Consider the following 15,014-nt stretch of genomic DNA (forward strand, 5'->3'; position numbering starts at 1 on the left):
TTTAGAAAATTAGGAGGGATAGACGTTGGTGGATCTTCCAAATAGAATTAAAGATTCTGATTTATCAGGGATTATGCGCAAATCTTTTATGGAATATGCAATGAGTGTAATTGTAGCTCGTGCATTACCTGACGTACGTGATGGATTGAAGCCAGTTCATCGGAGAATTTTATATGGCATGAACGAGTTGGGGGTAACTCCTGATAAGCCATATAAAAAATCTGCAAGAATTGTGGGGGATGTTATGGGGAAGTACCATCCCCACGGAGATTCTGCAATTTATGAATCAATGGTCAGAATGGCACAAGAATTTAGTTATAGGTACATGCTTGTTGACGGACATGGTAATTTTGGATCTGTTGATGGGGATGGTGCAGCTGCAATGCGTTACACAGAAGCACGAATGAGTAAGATTGCAACTGAAATGCTACGAGATATTAATAAAAATACAATTGATTTTACGGAAAATTATGATGGATCAGAGAGAGAACCTGTTGTGCTTCCAGCAAGGTTTCCCAATCTGTTAGTTAATGGTGCGACCGGGATTGCGGTAGGGATGACCACTAATATTCCGCCCCATAACTTGGCAGAAGTAATTTCTGGACTACATATTTTAATGAAGAATCCAGATGCAACAACAGCTGATTTGATGGAAGCAATAAAGGGACCAGACTTTCCTACAGGCGGGATTGTTTTAGGTAAATCTGGAATTCGTAAGGCTTATGAAACTGGTAAGGGAACTGTCACAATTAGAGCCAAGGTTGAAATAGAAGAGTCGGCAAATGGACGTGAACAAATTATTATTAATGAGCTGCCCTATATGGTTAATAAGGCGAAACTGATTGAAAGAATTGCCGAATTAGCTCGGAATAAAAAGATTGAGGGAATTACGGATATTCGTGATGAGTCAGATCGAGAAGGAATGCGTGTCTCAATCGATGTTAGACGAGACATGAGTGCCTCTGTAATTTTGAATAATTTATACAAATTAACATTGATGCAGACGACATTTGGCTTTAATATGCTCGCAATTGTCAAAGGAACACCTAAAATTCTTAGTTTGAAACAAATTCTGAAATACTATCTTGAACATCAGGAAATTGTTATTAGACGTAGGACAGAATTTGAGTTAAAGAAAGCTCAAGCAAGAGCTCATATTTTAGAGGGATTAAGAATTGCGCTTGACCACATTGATGAAATTATCAATATTATTCGTAGTTCTAAGAGTGGAGAAATTGCTAAGGTTAAGTTAATAGAGGGTTATCAGTTATCTGATAAGCAGGCTCAAGCCATTTTAGATATGCGTTTGGTTCGGTTAACAGGCTTGGAACGTGAGAAGATAGAAGATGAGTATAACAAGCTTCTTGAAGCTATTGCGGATTATAAAGATATTCTTGCGCATAATGAAAGAATTGATGAGATCATCTATCAAGAATTGCTGGAAATTCAAGAAAAATATGGTGATGAGCGCAGAACTGAATTATTGGTGGGAGAAGTGCTTAGCATTGAAGATGAAGATCTAATTGAAGAAGAAGATGTTGTAATAGCACTTACACATAATGGCTATATTAAACGATTGGCAACAAGTGAATTTAAGGCACAACGTAGAGGTGGCAGAGGTGTTCAAGGAATGGGAGTTCATGATGATGATTTTATTGAACATTTAGTTAATACTTCTACACATGATGAGCTTTTGTTCTTTACAAATATGGGAAAAGTCTACCAGATGAAGGGCTATGAAATTCCTGAATATGGACGTACTGCAAAAGGGATACCTGTTATCAATTTATTGGGTATAGATTCGGGAGAAAAAGTTCAGGCAGTAATAAATATTTCTCGTGATATGAAGACGAAAGAGATGTATCTGTTCTTTACTACACGTTTAGGAATTTCAAAACGAACATCAGTTAGTGAATTTTCAAATATTAGAAGTAATGGGTTAAAGGCAATTACTCTGAAAGAAAATGATGAACTAATTAGTGTTTTAATTACCGATGGAGATAAAAATATTATAATCGGAACGCACTTAGGATATGCTGTTAGTTTCTCTGAAAGTGATGTTAGATCTATGGGAAGATTAGCAGCAGGTGTTAGAGGAATTCGTCTAAGACAAGATGATTATGTAGTTGGTGCAGATATTTTGTATCCAGATAGCCATGTCTTCGTAATTAGTGAGAATGGTTTTGGTAAACAAACGCTGGCTTCAGAATATCCAATAAAGGGTCGTGGAGGCAAGGGAATAAAAACCTCTAATGTGACTGAAAAGAATGGACCAGTAGCAGGTTTAACGACAGTTATTGGTACTGAGGATATTATGCTAATTACAAATAAGGGTGTTATGATCAGATTTAATATTAATAGTGTTTCTGAAACTGGAAGGGCCACATTAGGTGTTCATCTTATCAAAGTTGAGGAAGGTGCACTTGTTTCAACGATGGCAAAAGTTGCTCCTGAAGAAATTGCAGAAGAACAAGAGCAGAATGAACAAAATTAATATTTGTCAAAATTGATAATTTTGCGTATTTAAAAGTATCGACCATATTAAAGATTTGGAAGCCTTGTAATCTTACTTTATAAATGATATAATGTTTGTTCGTTAGTATCTAACTAGAAATAGCATTAGATTACTTTCCTTGTTCTTAACAGAATTAAGAACCAACAGTCCATAAGGAGGTGTATACAGTCATGACATACGAAATTACTTATATTATCAGCCCAGCAATTGATGAAGCTGCTAAAGCTGCATTAGTTGAACGTTTCGACAGTATCTTAAAAGATAATGGTGCTGAAATCGTAAATTCAAAAGACTGGTCTAAGCGTCGTTTTGCATACGAAATCGGTGGTTTTACAGAAGGCACATACCATATTGTAAATGCTAAAGCTGATGATGCCGTAGCAATCGACGAATTTGATCGTCTTGCAAAGATTAATGACGCAATCTTACGTCATATGATCGTTAAACGTGAAGCTTAATTTAGAAAATAAATAGTTATAGAGGGGGAGTAGAACTTTGATTAATAGAGCTATACTTGTAGGTCGATTAACGAGAGATCCTGATTTGCGTTATACCTCTAGTGGTGCTGCTGTTGCAACATTTACTATCGCTGTAAATCGCCAATTCACGAACCAACAAGGGGAACGTGAGGCTGATTTTATTAATTGTGTCATTTGGCGAAAAGCTGCAGAAAACTTTGCAAACTTTACGCACAAAGGATCTTTAGTAGGCGTAGAAGGGCGTATTCAAACAAGGTCTTATGAGAACCAACAGGGAAATAGAGTCTATGTTACAGAAGTTATTGTTGATAGCTTCTCATTACTCGAATCACGTTCACAATCTGAACGTCAACAGGGTAGTAGTAATTCTCAAAGTTCTAGTCCTTCGCAAGGAACAAAGTCAAATTCAGGAGATAATCCATTTGGTAATGTGATGAACAATAACAATAATTCATCCAATAATACAAATGATGCCGATCCGTTTGCCAGCAATGGCCAACAGATTGATATCTCAGATGATGACTTGCCATTTTAGGATAGCAAGGAGGGAAAACAATGGCACAACAACGTAGAGGTGGCCGTCGTCGCCGTAAAGTAGACTTTATTGCAGCGAACCATATTGAATATATTGACTATAAAGATACTGATCTTTTGAAACGTTTTGTTTCTGAACGTGGTAAGATTTTACCTCGTCGAGTAACTGGAACTAGCGCAAAAAACCAACGTCGTTTGACAATTGCAATCAAACGCGCACGTATTATGGGTCTTTTACCATTTGTAACAGAAGACTAAAAAGCAAAGATGTGGCTAGTCCGCATCTTTTTTTGTGGCAAATTTATCTTAAATGAATATGTAAAGCAAATTAAAAAGTGTCTTCTGAGCTAATTGCTTTTTTAATCAAAGGACCTATAATTTTATAAATAACAACATATAGTGACTATCTTCGAAAAAGTTCAATATGTTGTATGAATGGAACCGAGAATATGATAAAATGTTCTTGGCTCTTTTTTTGGTGAGAATGAAAAAGATGTTAAAATTATTGAAAAGGGATGGAAGCATGTTTAATCGTTACGTGGATGTTTTATCAAATTTACCAGAATATTCTAAGAATGTTTTTAGGAATAATTATTTTAGTTGGTTGCTGAATCAGTGCAAAGGCTGGGGAAAGTTTAGCTATGGTTTACTTTTATTTAATTTTGTATTACAAGTGTTTTCATTACTGCAATCATTTAGTGTCGCCCCAACACAATCAATTTTATCATTTATTGGTGGAAATCTGTCAGTAGCTTGTGTTATAGGTATTTCTAACCGTTCGGGTATTCAGGGTTGGGCAGGGGCCTTAAGTGCAATTTGTATAGCGAGTGTTGGTTTCATGGCTGGTAACTATGCAACCGCTTGGGAACAAATTGGATACTTAATTTTCTTGGATATTTTTTGTATTCTTGACCCTAAGTGGAATGATAATATTCAAGCTGAAAAATTTGAGAATATTAAAGATTGGATTTATTATATTCTATTCTTTATCGTGGCCTGGGTAGTTATCTATTATATTTTTAGCATGACGAATGATCCACGTGTCTTTTTAGATAGTTTGAACTTAGCAATGGCTATTACAGGCTCATTATTGGAATTAAATCGGAAACGTGAACAATATTTTGTGTGGACGATAAGTTCAATTTTTACGATTGCATTGTGGATGCAAACAATGCTGCAAGGTGATGGTAATTTCGCACTTATTTTTAGTTATGGTGTCTTTTTCTTGAATGATATGTATGCATTCTTTAGTAAACGTGGTTGGTTTCAGACTACGGAACAAACTAAGTAAGTTTTTGATATAAGAAGAAAGTGACATGAGACGAAAAGATTTTAGCACTAACTCGAAAATACAAACATAGTGCGCGTGTTGCTATAGGTAATTCGGGGTTAGATGAAGAATTTTGACTTATGACATTTTAGTTGTAACAAGGAAGAGGCTGGATCAAAATTTATTTTTTGATACGGCCTCTTTTTTAGTGGAATCAATAAATAGCATGAAGATTTCATTTTTAGTGAAATGTGTATCTCAGTTGTGTTTGTGATAAAATAAGGAACAAAGTCTATGGCGCAGTCCGTATCTTAGATGGACAAGATTTTTCTATAAGAAAAATCAATTTAATAATTAAAATATTTGAAGGAACGGGGAGAATATTTTGAAAAAGTTTTTTTCAAGGGATTTTTTACATTTCCCTTCATTCATGAAAAATGAAAAATTGCGTGTTATTGCAATATTTCTGTTAGTGATATCTTTAGTGTGTGCGGTTATGTCCTTTGTAGTTAATTGGATTTTGGGCATTTTCATAGCTACGCTTGTTTTAATAACTATTATTGTTTCTTTTTTTGTTCTAAAAGCAATCACTGAGGATACTACTGAATATATTTCTGATTTGTCATACCGGATAAAAAGAGGGGAACAAGAATCTTTAATAAAAATGCCGGTGGGGATTATGTTTTTGAATGAAGCAAATGAAATTGAATGGGTTAACCCTTATCTGCAAAAGTATTTTGGTCAAGAAGAAATATTAGGCAAAGTTCTCTCTACTGTAGATAAAGAATTAGCTGCGGTAGTGGAGAAGTATGTTGCAGAAAAAAAACCCGTTGAAGTTTCATGGCGTGAGTATCGTTTTCAATTGTTAATTGAAAATGATATCCATGCGGTATATTTAATGGATATTACGCGCTATGCAAGGATTGAACAACATGATAAGGATACTGATGTGGTAATTGGTCAGATTTTTATTGATAATTATGATGAAGTCACCCAAACAATGAATGATAAAAATGTCTCGAACATTAGTAACTATGTGACAAATGAACTTTCTAATTGGGCAAAGAAGTACCAGATGTATTTGAAGAGGATAGATGACGATCATTTCTTTATCCTAGCTTATGCAAATGTCTTAGAGAAGTTAGAAGAAGATAAATTTAAGATATTGGATAGAATTCGCGAAAGAACATCTAAACAAAATCTTCCACTGACGTTGAGCATGGGAATTTCTTATGATGAAGATGATCTTGCTCTTCTCTCAAAAACTGCACAGAATAATTTAGATCTTGCTTTAGGAAGAGGTGGAGATCAAGTTGTAGTAAAAACTCCAGAAGGACAAGCCCGGTTTTATGGCGGAAAAACAAATCCGATGGAAAAAAGAACTAGGGTTAGGGCGAGAATGATTGCGCAGGCTTTGCAAGAACTTATGAGTCAAACAGATCAGATTTTTGTTATGGGCCATAAATATCCAGACATGGACTCAATTGGTGCTTGTTTAGGTTTACGAAGAATAGCTGCAATGAACAAGAAAAAATGTTGGATAGTCTTAGATAATGAGAAACTTCATTCAGATGTAACTAGGTTAATGGATGAATTATCACAATATCCCGAGATAAAAGGAACGGTTATTTCTGTTGAGGAGGCTCTCGAAAAAGCAACGAAACAAAGCTTGTTAATAATGGTCGATCATTCTAAACCTTCAATCTCTACCAGTCAGGAATTGTACAAAAAATTGACTAATAGAATGATGGTAATTGATCATCATCGACGTGGTGAAGAATTTCCTGAGAATCCGATTTTAGTTTATATTGAACCTTACGCGTCTTCAACATGTGAGCTAATTACAGAGATGTTTGAATATCAGTCACGTGATAGTGAACCAATTAATAAGATAGAAGCCACAGCAATGTTGACCGGAATAATAATTGATACAAAGTCATTTACTTTGCGTACAGGGACAAGAACTTTTGATGCGGCTAGTTATTTGCGGTCGGTTGGTGCTGATTCAGCGATGGCACAACATTTTATGAAAGAAAATGTTGATAATTTCTTACAAAGGAACCATTTGATTGACCGTGTGGAATTTATTGGCAATCGGGTTGCACTTTGTGTTGGAGAAAAAGATAAGATATATGATTCAGTGATTGCTGCACAAGCAGCAGATGCGTTGCTGAATGTAAGTGGTGTAGAAGCATCATACGTTGTTACAAGACGTTCAGACGAAAAAATTGGGATATCTGCAAGAAGTAATGGTAAAGCAAATGTACAAGTTGTGATGGAAGAACTTGGCGGTGGGGGGCACCTTTCCAATGCTGCAACACAGCTAAAAGACATTACGATTGATGTTGCTAAAGAAGAGTTGTTAAGAGCAATTGAAGAAAACAGTTAATATAAATTTTTGGAGGGCTAAGTTATGAAAGTTATTTTTTTACAGGATGTAAGAGGCAAAGGAAAACGTGGGGAGATTAAGGAAGTCCCTGATGGTTATGCAAATTTTTTGATTAAGGCTAATAAGGCAAAATCTGCAACTGCACAGGCAATGAGTCAACTTAAGGGACAGCAGAAAGCGGAGGAAAAGCGTGAAGCCGAAATTTTTGCAGAAGCAAAAGAATTAAAGCAAAAACTAGAATCAGGTGAGATGGTTGTTGAAATGAAAGCTAAGGCAGGAGAAGATGGACGATTATTTGGCTCTATTACAAGTAAGCAAGTTGCCCAAGCACTGACACAACAATATTCATTAAAAATTGATAAAAGAAAGATGGAGCTCAGTGAACCAATCAAGACATTAGGGTACTCAAATATTCCTGTTAAGCTGCATAATAAAGTTACAGCAAAAATTAGAGTGCACATTGCAGAACAATAAATTAATTTTAGCAGGTGAAAGGTGAATGGATTATGAGCAACGAAGAATTGATTGATCATTTGCCTCCTCAGAATGTCGGGGCTGAACAAGCTGTTTTGGGTGCGGTCTTTTTGCGTTCAGAGTCTCTTGTAGAAGCAATGGAGTATTTACAGCCAGAAGACTTCTACAAAAGAGCACATCAAATTATTTTTCAAGCAATGATTGATTTGAATAATCAAGATGAGGTTATTGATGTTATTACAATCAATAACTATTTAACTGCTAATCAACAAGTTGATGATGTTGGCGGAGTTGCATATATTGCTGAACTTGCAGCAGCCGTTCCAACCGCTGCAAATGTAGCATATTATGCGAGAATTGTTGAAGAAAAAGCTTTGTTGAGAAGATTAATCGCAACCGCTACTAATATTGTTACACAAACTTATTCGCAAGATGATGATGTTCCATCACTATTAGATGATGCTGAACGCCAAATTATGGAGGTTTCAGAACGTAGAAATCGAACTGGGTTCAAGCCAATCAACGAAGTATTGAACAGCACCATGGAAGAGATTGATCGACTCTATCAACAAGATGAGGAAGTAACAGGATTGCCTACGGGTTATCCGGATCTTGATAAAATGACCGCTGGGTTACAACCAGATAATTTAATTATTTTGGCAGCACGACCTGCTGTTGGTAAAACAGCTTTTGCTCTAAACATTGCACAAAATATCGGAACAAAGACGGATAGTACAGTGGCTATTTTTTCTTTGGAAATGAGTGCTGAGTCATTAGTCAATAGAATGTTATGTGCTGAGGGTAGCATAAATGCTAATCATCTAAGAACTGGTCAACTTGAAGCTGATGAGTGGCAAAAATTAGTTGTAGCAATGGGGTCGCTCTCACAAGCATCTATCTATATTGACGACACACCAGGTATTAAAATGGCTGAAATTAGAGCAAAGTGTCGTAGATTAGCAAAAGAAAAGGGAGAATTAGGATTAATTGTAGTGGATTATTTACAATTAATTGAGGGTTCAAATAAAGAAAGTCGGCAGCAAGAAGTTTCAGAAATCTCAAGGCAGCTAAAAAAGCTGGCCAAAGAATTATCTGTACCAATTATTGCTTTATCACAGTTATCACGTGGGGTCGAACAGCGACAAGATAAAAGACCTGTCTTATCTGATATACGAGAATCTGGTTCAATTGAACAGGATGCGGATATAGTAGCCTTTTTATACCGTGATGATTATTACGAACGTTCAGAGTCGGATGGTGATGAGGGTGAAAAACCAGATGAAGCTACTCAAGATGTTGGTGAAGTTGAAGTTATTATTGAAAAAAATCGTTCTGGAGCACGCGGAACAGTAAAGTTGTTATTTGTAAAATCTTATAATAAATTTTCCTCGGTCTCTTATATTCCAACTCAGGGATAGGGTAAGAGAAGAGAGTAAAAGTTTATATCTGTATAAAGGAAGGGTGACTAATCATTTAAGATCATCTTTCCTTTTTATTTTGTGTAAAGTACTGTTTTGAAGTATTTAATATGAAAAGAATCCTCTGCTCACAAATAAAGCGGTAAGCAAAAATTTTATATCATCATGTGTTTAAAGTTCGTTATTAATGTAGTCAGTAATGATTAATAATAATAATATTCGGAATTTACTTGAAAAATAGAACTGCTACTGATACAATTATCGAGGTTGATGGTAATACAAAAGTAAGATATTCAAATCATTTTATGAGGTGAAAAAAATGTCATCAGTAGTTGTTGTGGGTAGTCAATGGGGCGATGAAGGAAAAGGAAAGATTACAGATTTTCTGAGTCGTAATGCGGAAGTTATTGCAAGATATCAAGGTGGAGATAATGCAGGACATACGATTGTCTTTAATGGAGAAACGTATAAATTGCGTTTGATTCCGTCAGGGATATTCTATGAATCAAAAATCAGTGTGATAGGTAATGGTGTTGTATTAAATCCCAAGTCATTAGTTGAAGAATTGGGTTATTTAAAAGAACGAGGAATTTCTACTTCTAATTTACGTATTTCTGATCGTGCACATGTCATTTTACCTTACCATATCCTTTTGGATGGATTACAAGAAAAGGCAAAGAAGGATCAAAAGATAGGGACAACGAATAAGGGAATTGGGCCAGCTTATATGGATAAAGCAGCACGAGTAGGTATTCGGGTTGCTGATCTCTTGGACAAAGAGATTTTTGAAGAAAAGTTACGCCAGAATCTTGAAGAAAAGAATCGAGAATTTGTTAAGTTTTATGAGGTTGAACCTTTGAAGTTTGAAGATATATTCGAACAATATTATGAATATGGGCAACAATTTAAGGATAACGTTACTGATACTTCTGTAGTTTTAAATGACGCTTTGGACAGTGGAAAACGTGTATTATTTGAAGGTGCACAAGGTGTAATGTTGGATATTGACCAGGGAACATACCCATTTGTGACATCTTCGAATCCTGTTGCTGGTGGTGTAACAATCGGCAGCGGAGTTGGACCTTCAAAAATTGATAAGGTTGTTGGGGTATGCAAGGCATATACATCACGTGTAGGTGATGGGCCATTTCCTACAGAGCTAGCTAATGCTACTGGTGACTTTATCCGTGAAGCAGGTCATGAATATGGAACTGTTACGAAGAGGCCACGCAGAATTGGTTGGTTTGACAGTGTTGTAATGCGTCATGCTAAACGTGTGTCGGGATTAACTAATCTTTGCTTAAACTGTGTTGATGTTTTGACGGGATTGGATGAGGTAAAGATTTGTACAGCATATGAATTAGATGGAAAACGGATTTATCATTATCCAGCAAGTTTGAAACAACTAGCACAGTGCAAACCTGTATATGAAACCTTGCCCGGTTGGAGTGAAGATATTACGCAATGTAAGCGACTCGAGGATTTACCTGAGAATGTAAGAAAGTATATTCATCGAATTGAAGAACTTGTCGGAGTCAAAATTTCGACTTTTTCAGTTGGACCAGATCGTGAACAAACAAATGTATTAGATAATATTTGGGCAAAAATATAATTTAAAGTAAATAGATGAAACAATAAAAAGCAAAAGTCGCAAATACAAGTAAAACCTTGTCTTGGACGATTGCTTTTTATTATATTATTGAAGCTTATAAGTTAAGATTCAAGGATTAATTACTAGCTGCTTATACTAGACAAAAATTAGTTAAAATTATTTAAAACGAGAATACTTTGTACTCGTTTTTTTGTTTTAAACGGTATAGAATATTAGGAGTGGCGAATATCAGGGTGATTGAGAGGTTGTAAAAATGGTTCATAAAGTTGATACTGAGTCGGCAGTTAAGGAAGTAATGAAACAACGTGCATGTACATATGAAGAGGCTGTTGCCTTTCTAATACAGGTTGTCAAGAAACAAGAATTAGATATTTGATGCTTATATTGCAGTTATTCAAGTGAAATGGAGTCAGCAATTGTTTTAAATGCAAGTGAACTCTTTTTATATTCAGCCCGTCGCTGAGAATATGAGTTACAAATTGTAACTTCCTCTGGCGATTGTGGTACAAGAGTAGGTAATTCTATTTTTTTGTCGGTTAGAACGAATGTTAAAAAAGAAGTAGCTGCTATGAAACGTTTACCAGAATTTAGGTGTTCACCAATAATTTTTGCAAAAACTTCAATTGAACTGTTACCAATGCCACTGACATAGCTCTTAATGATTAAGGAATCATCTAATTTTAATGGGGCAATAAAATCGAATTGGTTGACAGCTGCAGTCACCGTACTATTATGGGCAGTTCTTGCAGCTGATATTGATGCTGTACCATCAAGAAGCTCAAGAAGACGTCCTCCAAAAACGGTTTGATGCTCATTTAAATCATTTACTAAGATGCGATGTTCAGTTATTGTGATAGTTTGTGAACAGTATATAGAAGATTTATTAGTCAATGAAATAACCTCCTTTGATTAGTATACTGATATCTTCACGCAATTTAGAAAATAATTCAAGTGGATATCCATGTAATTTTTGACTGATAATTTTGAATAAAGATTTATTAAGTGTGTGACTTACTTTGCTTTTAAAAGATAGATAGTATTTATCTAACTAAAATATAATTTTTTGACAAAAAATGTTTACTTGTTAAGTAGAATATGGTATAAATATATACATGCTAATAATATTGCTCAGTAGTTCAGTGGTAGAATAATTGACTGTTAATCAAGAGGTCGTAGGTTCGAACCCTACCTGAGCAGCTAACTCATAAAGTATCCTACTGGTGTTTAGTAGGATGCTTTTTTATTTTAACTTAGAGAATCAACGAATGAGAAAAGTTAAATTATAATTATAAAAAGAACACGATAGTTATCAATTAGCCATTATATCTCAAAGAAAATTATAAATATAGTTAGTGTACGCCTGTGTAATTAATTAAAGGCTAAACAGCTAATCATGAAGTGCTGCCTAATAAAAAGGGTGGGTCAAAAGTTAATTTTTGACTCACCCTCTCTATTTATTCCAGATAAACATATTCCATAAGCCAAAATATACCAGTTAACTTCGAATTACTTATAGCAAAGAACTCGTGATATTCACAATTTCGAGTTAATACTCAAATTTTCCTGACTAATGTCAAATACATACTTATTACAAAAACACTTTTTTAATTTTTGACTCTTTTTTCACTGTTACCTTCTGATAAGATTACTCAAATTCTTCATATTCATTTGGATCTTGATTGTCTATTCTTCCGTCACTGCGAGATAAATTATTAATTGTAGTAATTTCTTTTGACGATAGTTCAAAATCAAAAATATCTGCATTTTCTCGTTGATGCAATAAGTTGCTAGATTTTGGAATTGGAATAATACCACGTTGCACGTGCCATCTTAAGATGATCTGTCCAGCATTTTTTTGATACTTTTCAGCTAGATCTTTAATCACATTCTCTTGTAATGTACTATTTCCACGTCCTAAAGGGCTCCATGCTTCAGTAATAATCTTACGTTTAGTATTTTCAGCTAGCATTCTTTCTTGGACCCAATAGGGATGAATTTCAATTTGATTGACAGCAGGTGTAACTCCCGTGGCAGCAATAATTTTGTCTAAATGCTCGGGTTCAAAATTAGAAACCCCGATTGAATGGCAAAATCCCAGTTTTTTAGCCATCACTAGGGCACGCCAAGCTTCAGTATACAGGTCTCTTTTTGGAAGCGGCCAGTGAATCAAGTAAAGATCAAAATAGTCTAACCCCATGCGACAGAGGGATTCTTGAATCATCATTAAGGCGTCTTCATAATGATGATATTTCCCGGGCAATTTACTGGTAACAAAGAAATCAGCTCTAGGGATTCCAGAACGACGAATTGCTTCACCAACTATTCCCTCACTATCATAGTTGGTAGATGTATCAAGTAAACGATAACCATCTTGAATAGCAGATAAAATTTGATCAATACCTTGACCACCTCGAATTTGATAAGTACCGAGTCCAATTTTGGGAATTAGGTGTCCATCATTCAACAATCTATTTGGAATTTTCATAAATTTTTCCTCCCGCAAATATATTTGAGTCCACTTTTACTTTATTACAAAACAGGGTTGGTGGTTAAATAATCTGCTTGTGTGTAAATTATAATTGTTCTGACTGCATTTGATACATCTGATGGTATATGCCGTTTTTTTGGATCAAGGATTCATGTGAACCTCGTTCTACTATTTTACCTTTTTCCAATACTAGGATTTGGTTGGAATCTTTAATCGTTGATAGTCGATGGGCAATAATAAAAGTAGTTCTCCCTTTTTTTAGGATACCCATTGCTTTTTGAATCAACGTTTCTGTTTCAGTATCAACATGGCTAGTTGCTTCATCCAATATTAATATTTTAGGGTTAGAAACAAGTGCTCGTGCGAAACTTATCAATTGTCTTTCACCGCTAGAAAATTCGGTCCCTTTCTCAACAACAGGATGATTAATCCCATCTGGATAACGATTTAATAAATATTCTGCTCCAACTTGTTTGAGCGCATTAATGCACATTGCATCTGAAATTCCTTGGCGGTTCATACTTATATTACTTGCAATTGTTCCTGTAAATAAATAAGGATCTTGCATTACGATGGCCATTGATTTGCGAACACTATAACGATTATAGTCAGAGATTACTTGATTATCGACAGTAATATTTCCTTTTTGCGGGTCATAGAAGCGAAAAAGAAGATTCAGAATACTTGATTTACCTGATCCAGTGTGTCCGACAAGAGCAAGCGTTTCTCCAGGGTCAACATGAAAATTAATCGAATTTAGAATTTGTTGATCGGGGAGATACCCAAAAGAGACATTATTAAAACTAATAGCACCTTTTTTTATCGAAATATTTTTCGTCTGTACAGATTCGGTTTTTTCATCAGTAAATTCGAAAATTCTTTGACCTGCGGCTAGTGATTGTTGAATATTTGCAATCGTTTGAACGAATCCATCAATAGGATCGAAAAGACGGTTAATATAATCGATAAGTACGTATAAGAGGCCTGCTGAGATAGCCAAGGTATTGTCTAAGAATAACCAAGATAGAGTAACTAGCATTAGTAGAATTGTTAAATTACGCAATAAGGTAGCAAATCCCCAAGCTATACCAGTATCTAAAAGTAAGGCTTTACGGCCAACCTTAACCCATTTGTCGACTGTTTTTTTGAATTCTTCAAGGAGTTGTTTTTCCTTTTGAAAGGCTTGAATAATCGCAATACCTTGGACAAATTCATTAAGTTGTCCACTAATTTGTGAGATATATTCACGCATAGCTAAGTTATATTTTGAAGCATACTTTGTGTAGAATTTCTGCCAAAAAAACATAATAGGAACTAGTAAAAGAAGATACAGGCTCAATGTTTTATTTAAGTAGACTAATGCGATATAGGCTCCCACAACTTGAATAATGTTACTTAGCAAGTTACTAATAACATTGACATAAAAATTGCTCCGAAGTACTTCAGTATCATTTGTAATACGAGCAACGACTTTACCAGAAGGAATATTGTCAAAGTATGAAATCGGTAATTTATGCATATGGTTGAAGAGCTGGTGGCGCATAATTTGTACGATTTTATTTGACATTTTACGTAATAACAATAAGCTGATGTATCTAAATAATGCTCCAAATATATTCAAACCCAGGTAAATGGAAAGGAGGATAAGTAACAGTTCTATTTTTAAATTCCCGTTCTTGGCGGCTGGTGTCATGACTTGATCAATTAATTGCTTTGCAATCATTGGTGAATATAACTCGAGACTTGAAGCAAGTAATAATAATCCAGTCCCAATAATAAATTGTTTTTTATAATATTTAAGATAATATAAGAGATGTCTAATGGGAACTAACAAA

General features: G+C 35.1%; 13 protein-coding genes and 1 tRNA gene. 11 read left to right on the top strand and 3 right to left on the bottom strand.

Features of this window, described 5'->3' with window-relative positions; all coding sequences use genetic code 11:
- The first annotated feature begins 25 nt into the window (after positions 1-25).
- The 10 genes from gyrA to G6O70_RS12170 all read left to right on the top strand — a co-directional run bounded on the left by gyrA (position 26) and on the right by G6O70_RS12170 (position 11,067).
- On the top strand, positions 26-2,494 hold the full coding sequence (gene gyrA / locus G6O70_RS02685) for a DNA gyrase subunit A (protein WP_057869861.1): 2,469 nt from the start codon (positions 26-28) through the stop codon (positions 2,492-2,494).
- A 191-nt stretch (positions 2,495-2,685) separates the two neighbouring features.
- Positions 2,686-2,973 carry a 30S ribosomal protein S6 gene (gene rpsF, locus G6O70_RS02690; RefSeq protein WP_057869860.1) on the top strand — a complete coding sequence of 96 codons (288 nt, stop codon included), beginning with the start codon at positions 2,686-2,688 and terminating at the stop codon, positions 2,971-2,973.
- 37 nt (positions 2,974-3,010) lie between these two features.
- A complete protein-coding gene (gene ssb / locus G6O70_RS02695) occupies positions 3,011-3,529 on the top strand; it encodes a single-stranded DNA-binding protein (RefSeq protein WP_057869859.1) in 519 nt (172 codons plus the stop codon).
- A gap of 20 nt (positions 3,530-3,549) precedes the next feature.
- Positions 3,550-3,786: a 30S ribosomal protein S18 gene (rpsR, locus tag G6O70_RS02700; protein ID WP_057869858.1), complete on the top strand. Its 237-nt coding sequence runs from the start codon at positions 3,550-3,552 to the stop codon at positions 3,784-3,786.
- 265 nt (positions 3,787-4,051) lie between these two features.
- Complete coding sequence (pnuC, locus tag G6O70_RS02705) at positions 4,052-4,819, top strand: nicotinamide riboside transporter PnuC (protein ID WP_057869866.1); 768 nt, start codon at positions 4,052-4,054, stop codon at positions 4,817-4,819.
- A gap of 364 nt (positions 4,820-5,183) precedes the next feature.
- Positions 5,184-7,187: a DHH family phosphoesterase gene (locus tag G6O70_RS02710; protein ID WP_057869857.1), complete on the top strand. Its 2,004-nt coding sequence runs from the start codon at positions 5,184-5,186 to the stop codon at positions 7,185-7,187.
- A gap of 24 nt (positions 7,188-7,211) precedes the next feature.
- Entirely contained in the window at positions 7,212-7,661 is a 450-nt protein-coding gene (gene rplI, locus G6O70_RS02715; RefSeq protein ID WP_057869856.1) for a 50S ribosomal protein L9, read from the top strand.
- A 32-nt stretch (positions 7,662-7,693) separates the two neighbouring features.
- On the top strand, positions 7,694-9,079 hold the full coding sequence (gene dnaB, locus G6O70_RS02720; protein WP_057869855.1) for a replicative DNA helicase: 1,386 nt from the start codon (positions 7,694-7,696) through the stop codon (positions 9,077-9,079).
- A gap of 319 nt (positions 9,080-9,398) precedes the next feature.
- A complete protein-coding gene (locus tag G6O70_RS02725; protein ID WP_057869854.1) occupies positions 9,399-10,691 on the top strand; it encodes an adenylosuccinate synthase in 1,293 nt (430 codons plus the stop codon).
- Between the two features lie 253 nt (positions 10,692-10,944).
- The gene (locus tag G6O70_RS12170) at positions 10,945-11,067 is read left to right on the top strand and encodes a hypothetical protein (RefSeq protein WP_258236153.1); all 123 of its coding nucleotides are present in this window, start codon (positions 10,945-10,947) and stop codon (positions 11,065-11,067) included.
- Positions 11,068-11,081: 14 nt separating this feature from the next.
- Here the strand turns inward: G6O70_RS12170 and G6O70_RS02730 are convergent, their stop codons facing one another.
- Complete coding sequence (locus tag G6O70_RS02730) at positions 11,082-11,582, bottom strand: acyl-CoA thioesterase (protein ID WP_057869853.1); 501 nt, start codon at positions 11,580-11,582, stop codon at positions 11,082-11,084.
- Between the two features lie 234 nt (positions 11,583-11,816).
- Here G6O70_RS02730 and G6O70_RS02735 point away from each other — a divergent pair.
- Positions 11,817-11,888 (top strand) — tRNA-Asn (locus tag G6O70_RS02735).
- A 448-nt stretch (positions 11,889-12,336) separates the two neighbouring features.
- On the opposite strand, the gene G6O70_RS02740 is transcribed toward G6O70_RS02735, so the two are convergent.
- Positions 12,337-13,176 carry an aldo/keto reductase gene (locus G6O70_RS02740; RefSeq protein WP_057869852.1) on the bottom strand — a complete coding sequence of 280 codons (840 nt, stop codon included), beginning with the start codon at positions 13,174-13,176 and terminating at the stop codon, positions 12,337-12,339.
- Positions 13,177-13,264: 88 nt separating this feature from the next.
- Positions 13,265-15,013 carry an ABC transporter ATP-binding protein gene (locus tag G6O70_RS02745; protein WP_057869851.1) on the bottom strand — a complete coding sequence of 583 codons (1,749 nt, stop codon included), beginning with the start codon at positions 15,011-15,013 and terminating at the stop codon, positions 13,265-13,267.
- Between the last annotated feature and the right edge of the window lies 1 nt (position 15,014).

Source organism: Liquorilactobacillus hordei DSM 19519 (assembly GCF_019443985.1).
Lineage (GTDB): Bacteria > Bacillota > Bacilli > Lactobacillales > Lactobacillaceae > Liquorilactobacillus > Liquorilactobacillus hordei.

Coding starts and splice junctions, on each gene's coding strand:
- rpsF (WP_057869860.1), top strand. CDS start 2,686: ATGACATACGAAATTACTTATATTATCAGCCCAGCAATTGATGAAGCT.
- rpsR (WP_057869858.1), top strand. CDS start 3,550: ATGGCACAACAACGTAGAGGTGGCCGTCGTCGCCGTAAAGTAGACTTT.
- pnuC (WP_057869866.1), top strand. CDS start 4,052: ATGTTTAATCGTTACGTGGATGTTTTATCAAATTTACCAGAATATTCT.
- rplI (WP_057869856.1), top strand. CDS start 7,212: ATGAAAGTTATTTTTTTACAGGATGTAAGAGGCAAAGGAAAACGTGGG.
- dnaB (WP_057869855.1), top strand. CDS start 7,694: ATGAGCAACGAAGAATTGATTGATCATTTGCCTCCTCAGAATGTCGGG.
- G6O70_RS02725 (WP_057869854.1), top strand. CDS start 9,399: ATGTCATCAGTAGTTGTTGTGGGTAGTCAATGGGGCGATGAAGGAAAA.
- G6O70_RS12170 (WP_258236153.1), top strand. CDS start 10,945: ATGGTTCATAAAGTTGATACTGAGTCGGCAGTTAAGGAAGTAATGAAA.
- G6O70_RS02740 (WP_057869852.1), bottom strand. CDS start 13,176: ATGAAAATTCCAAATAGATTGTTGAATGATGGACACCTAATTCCCAAA.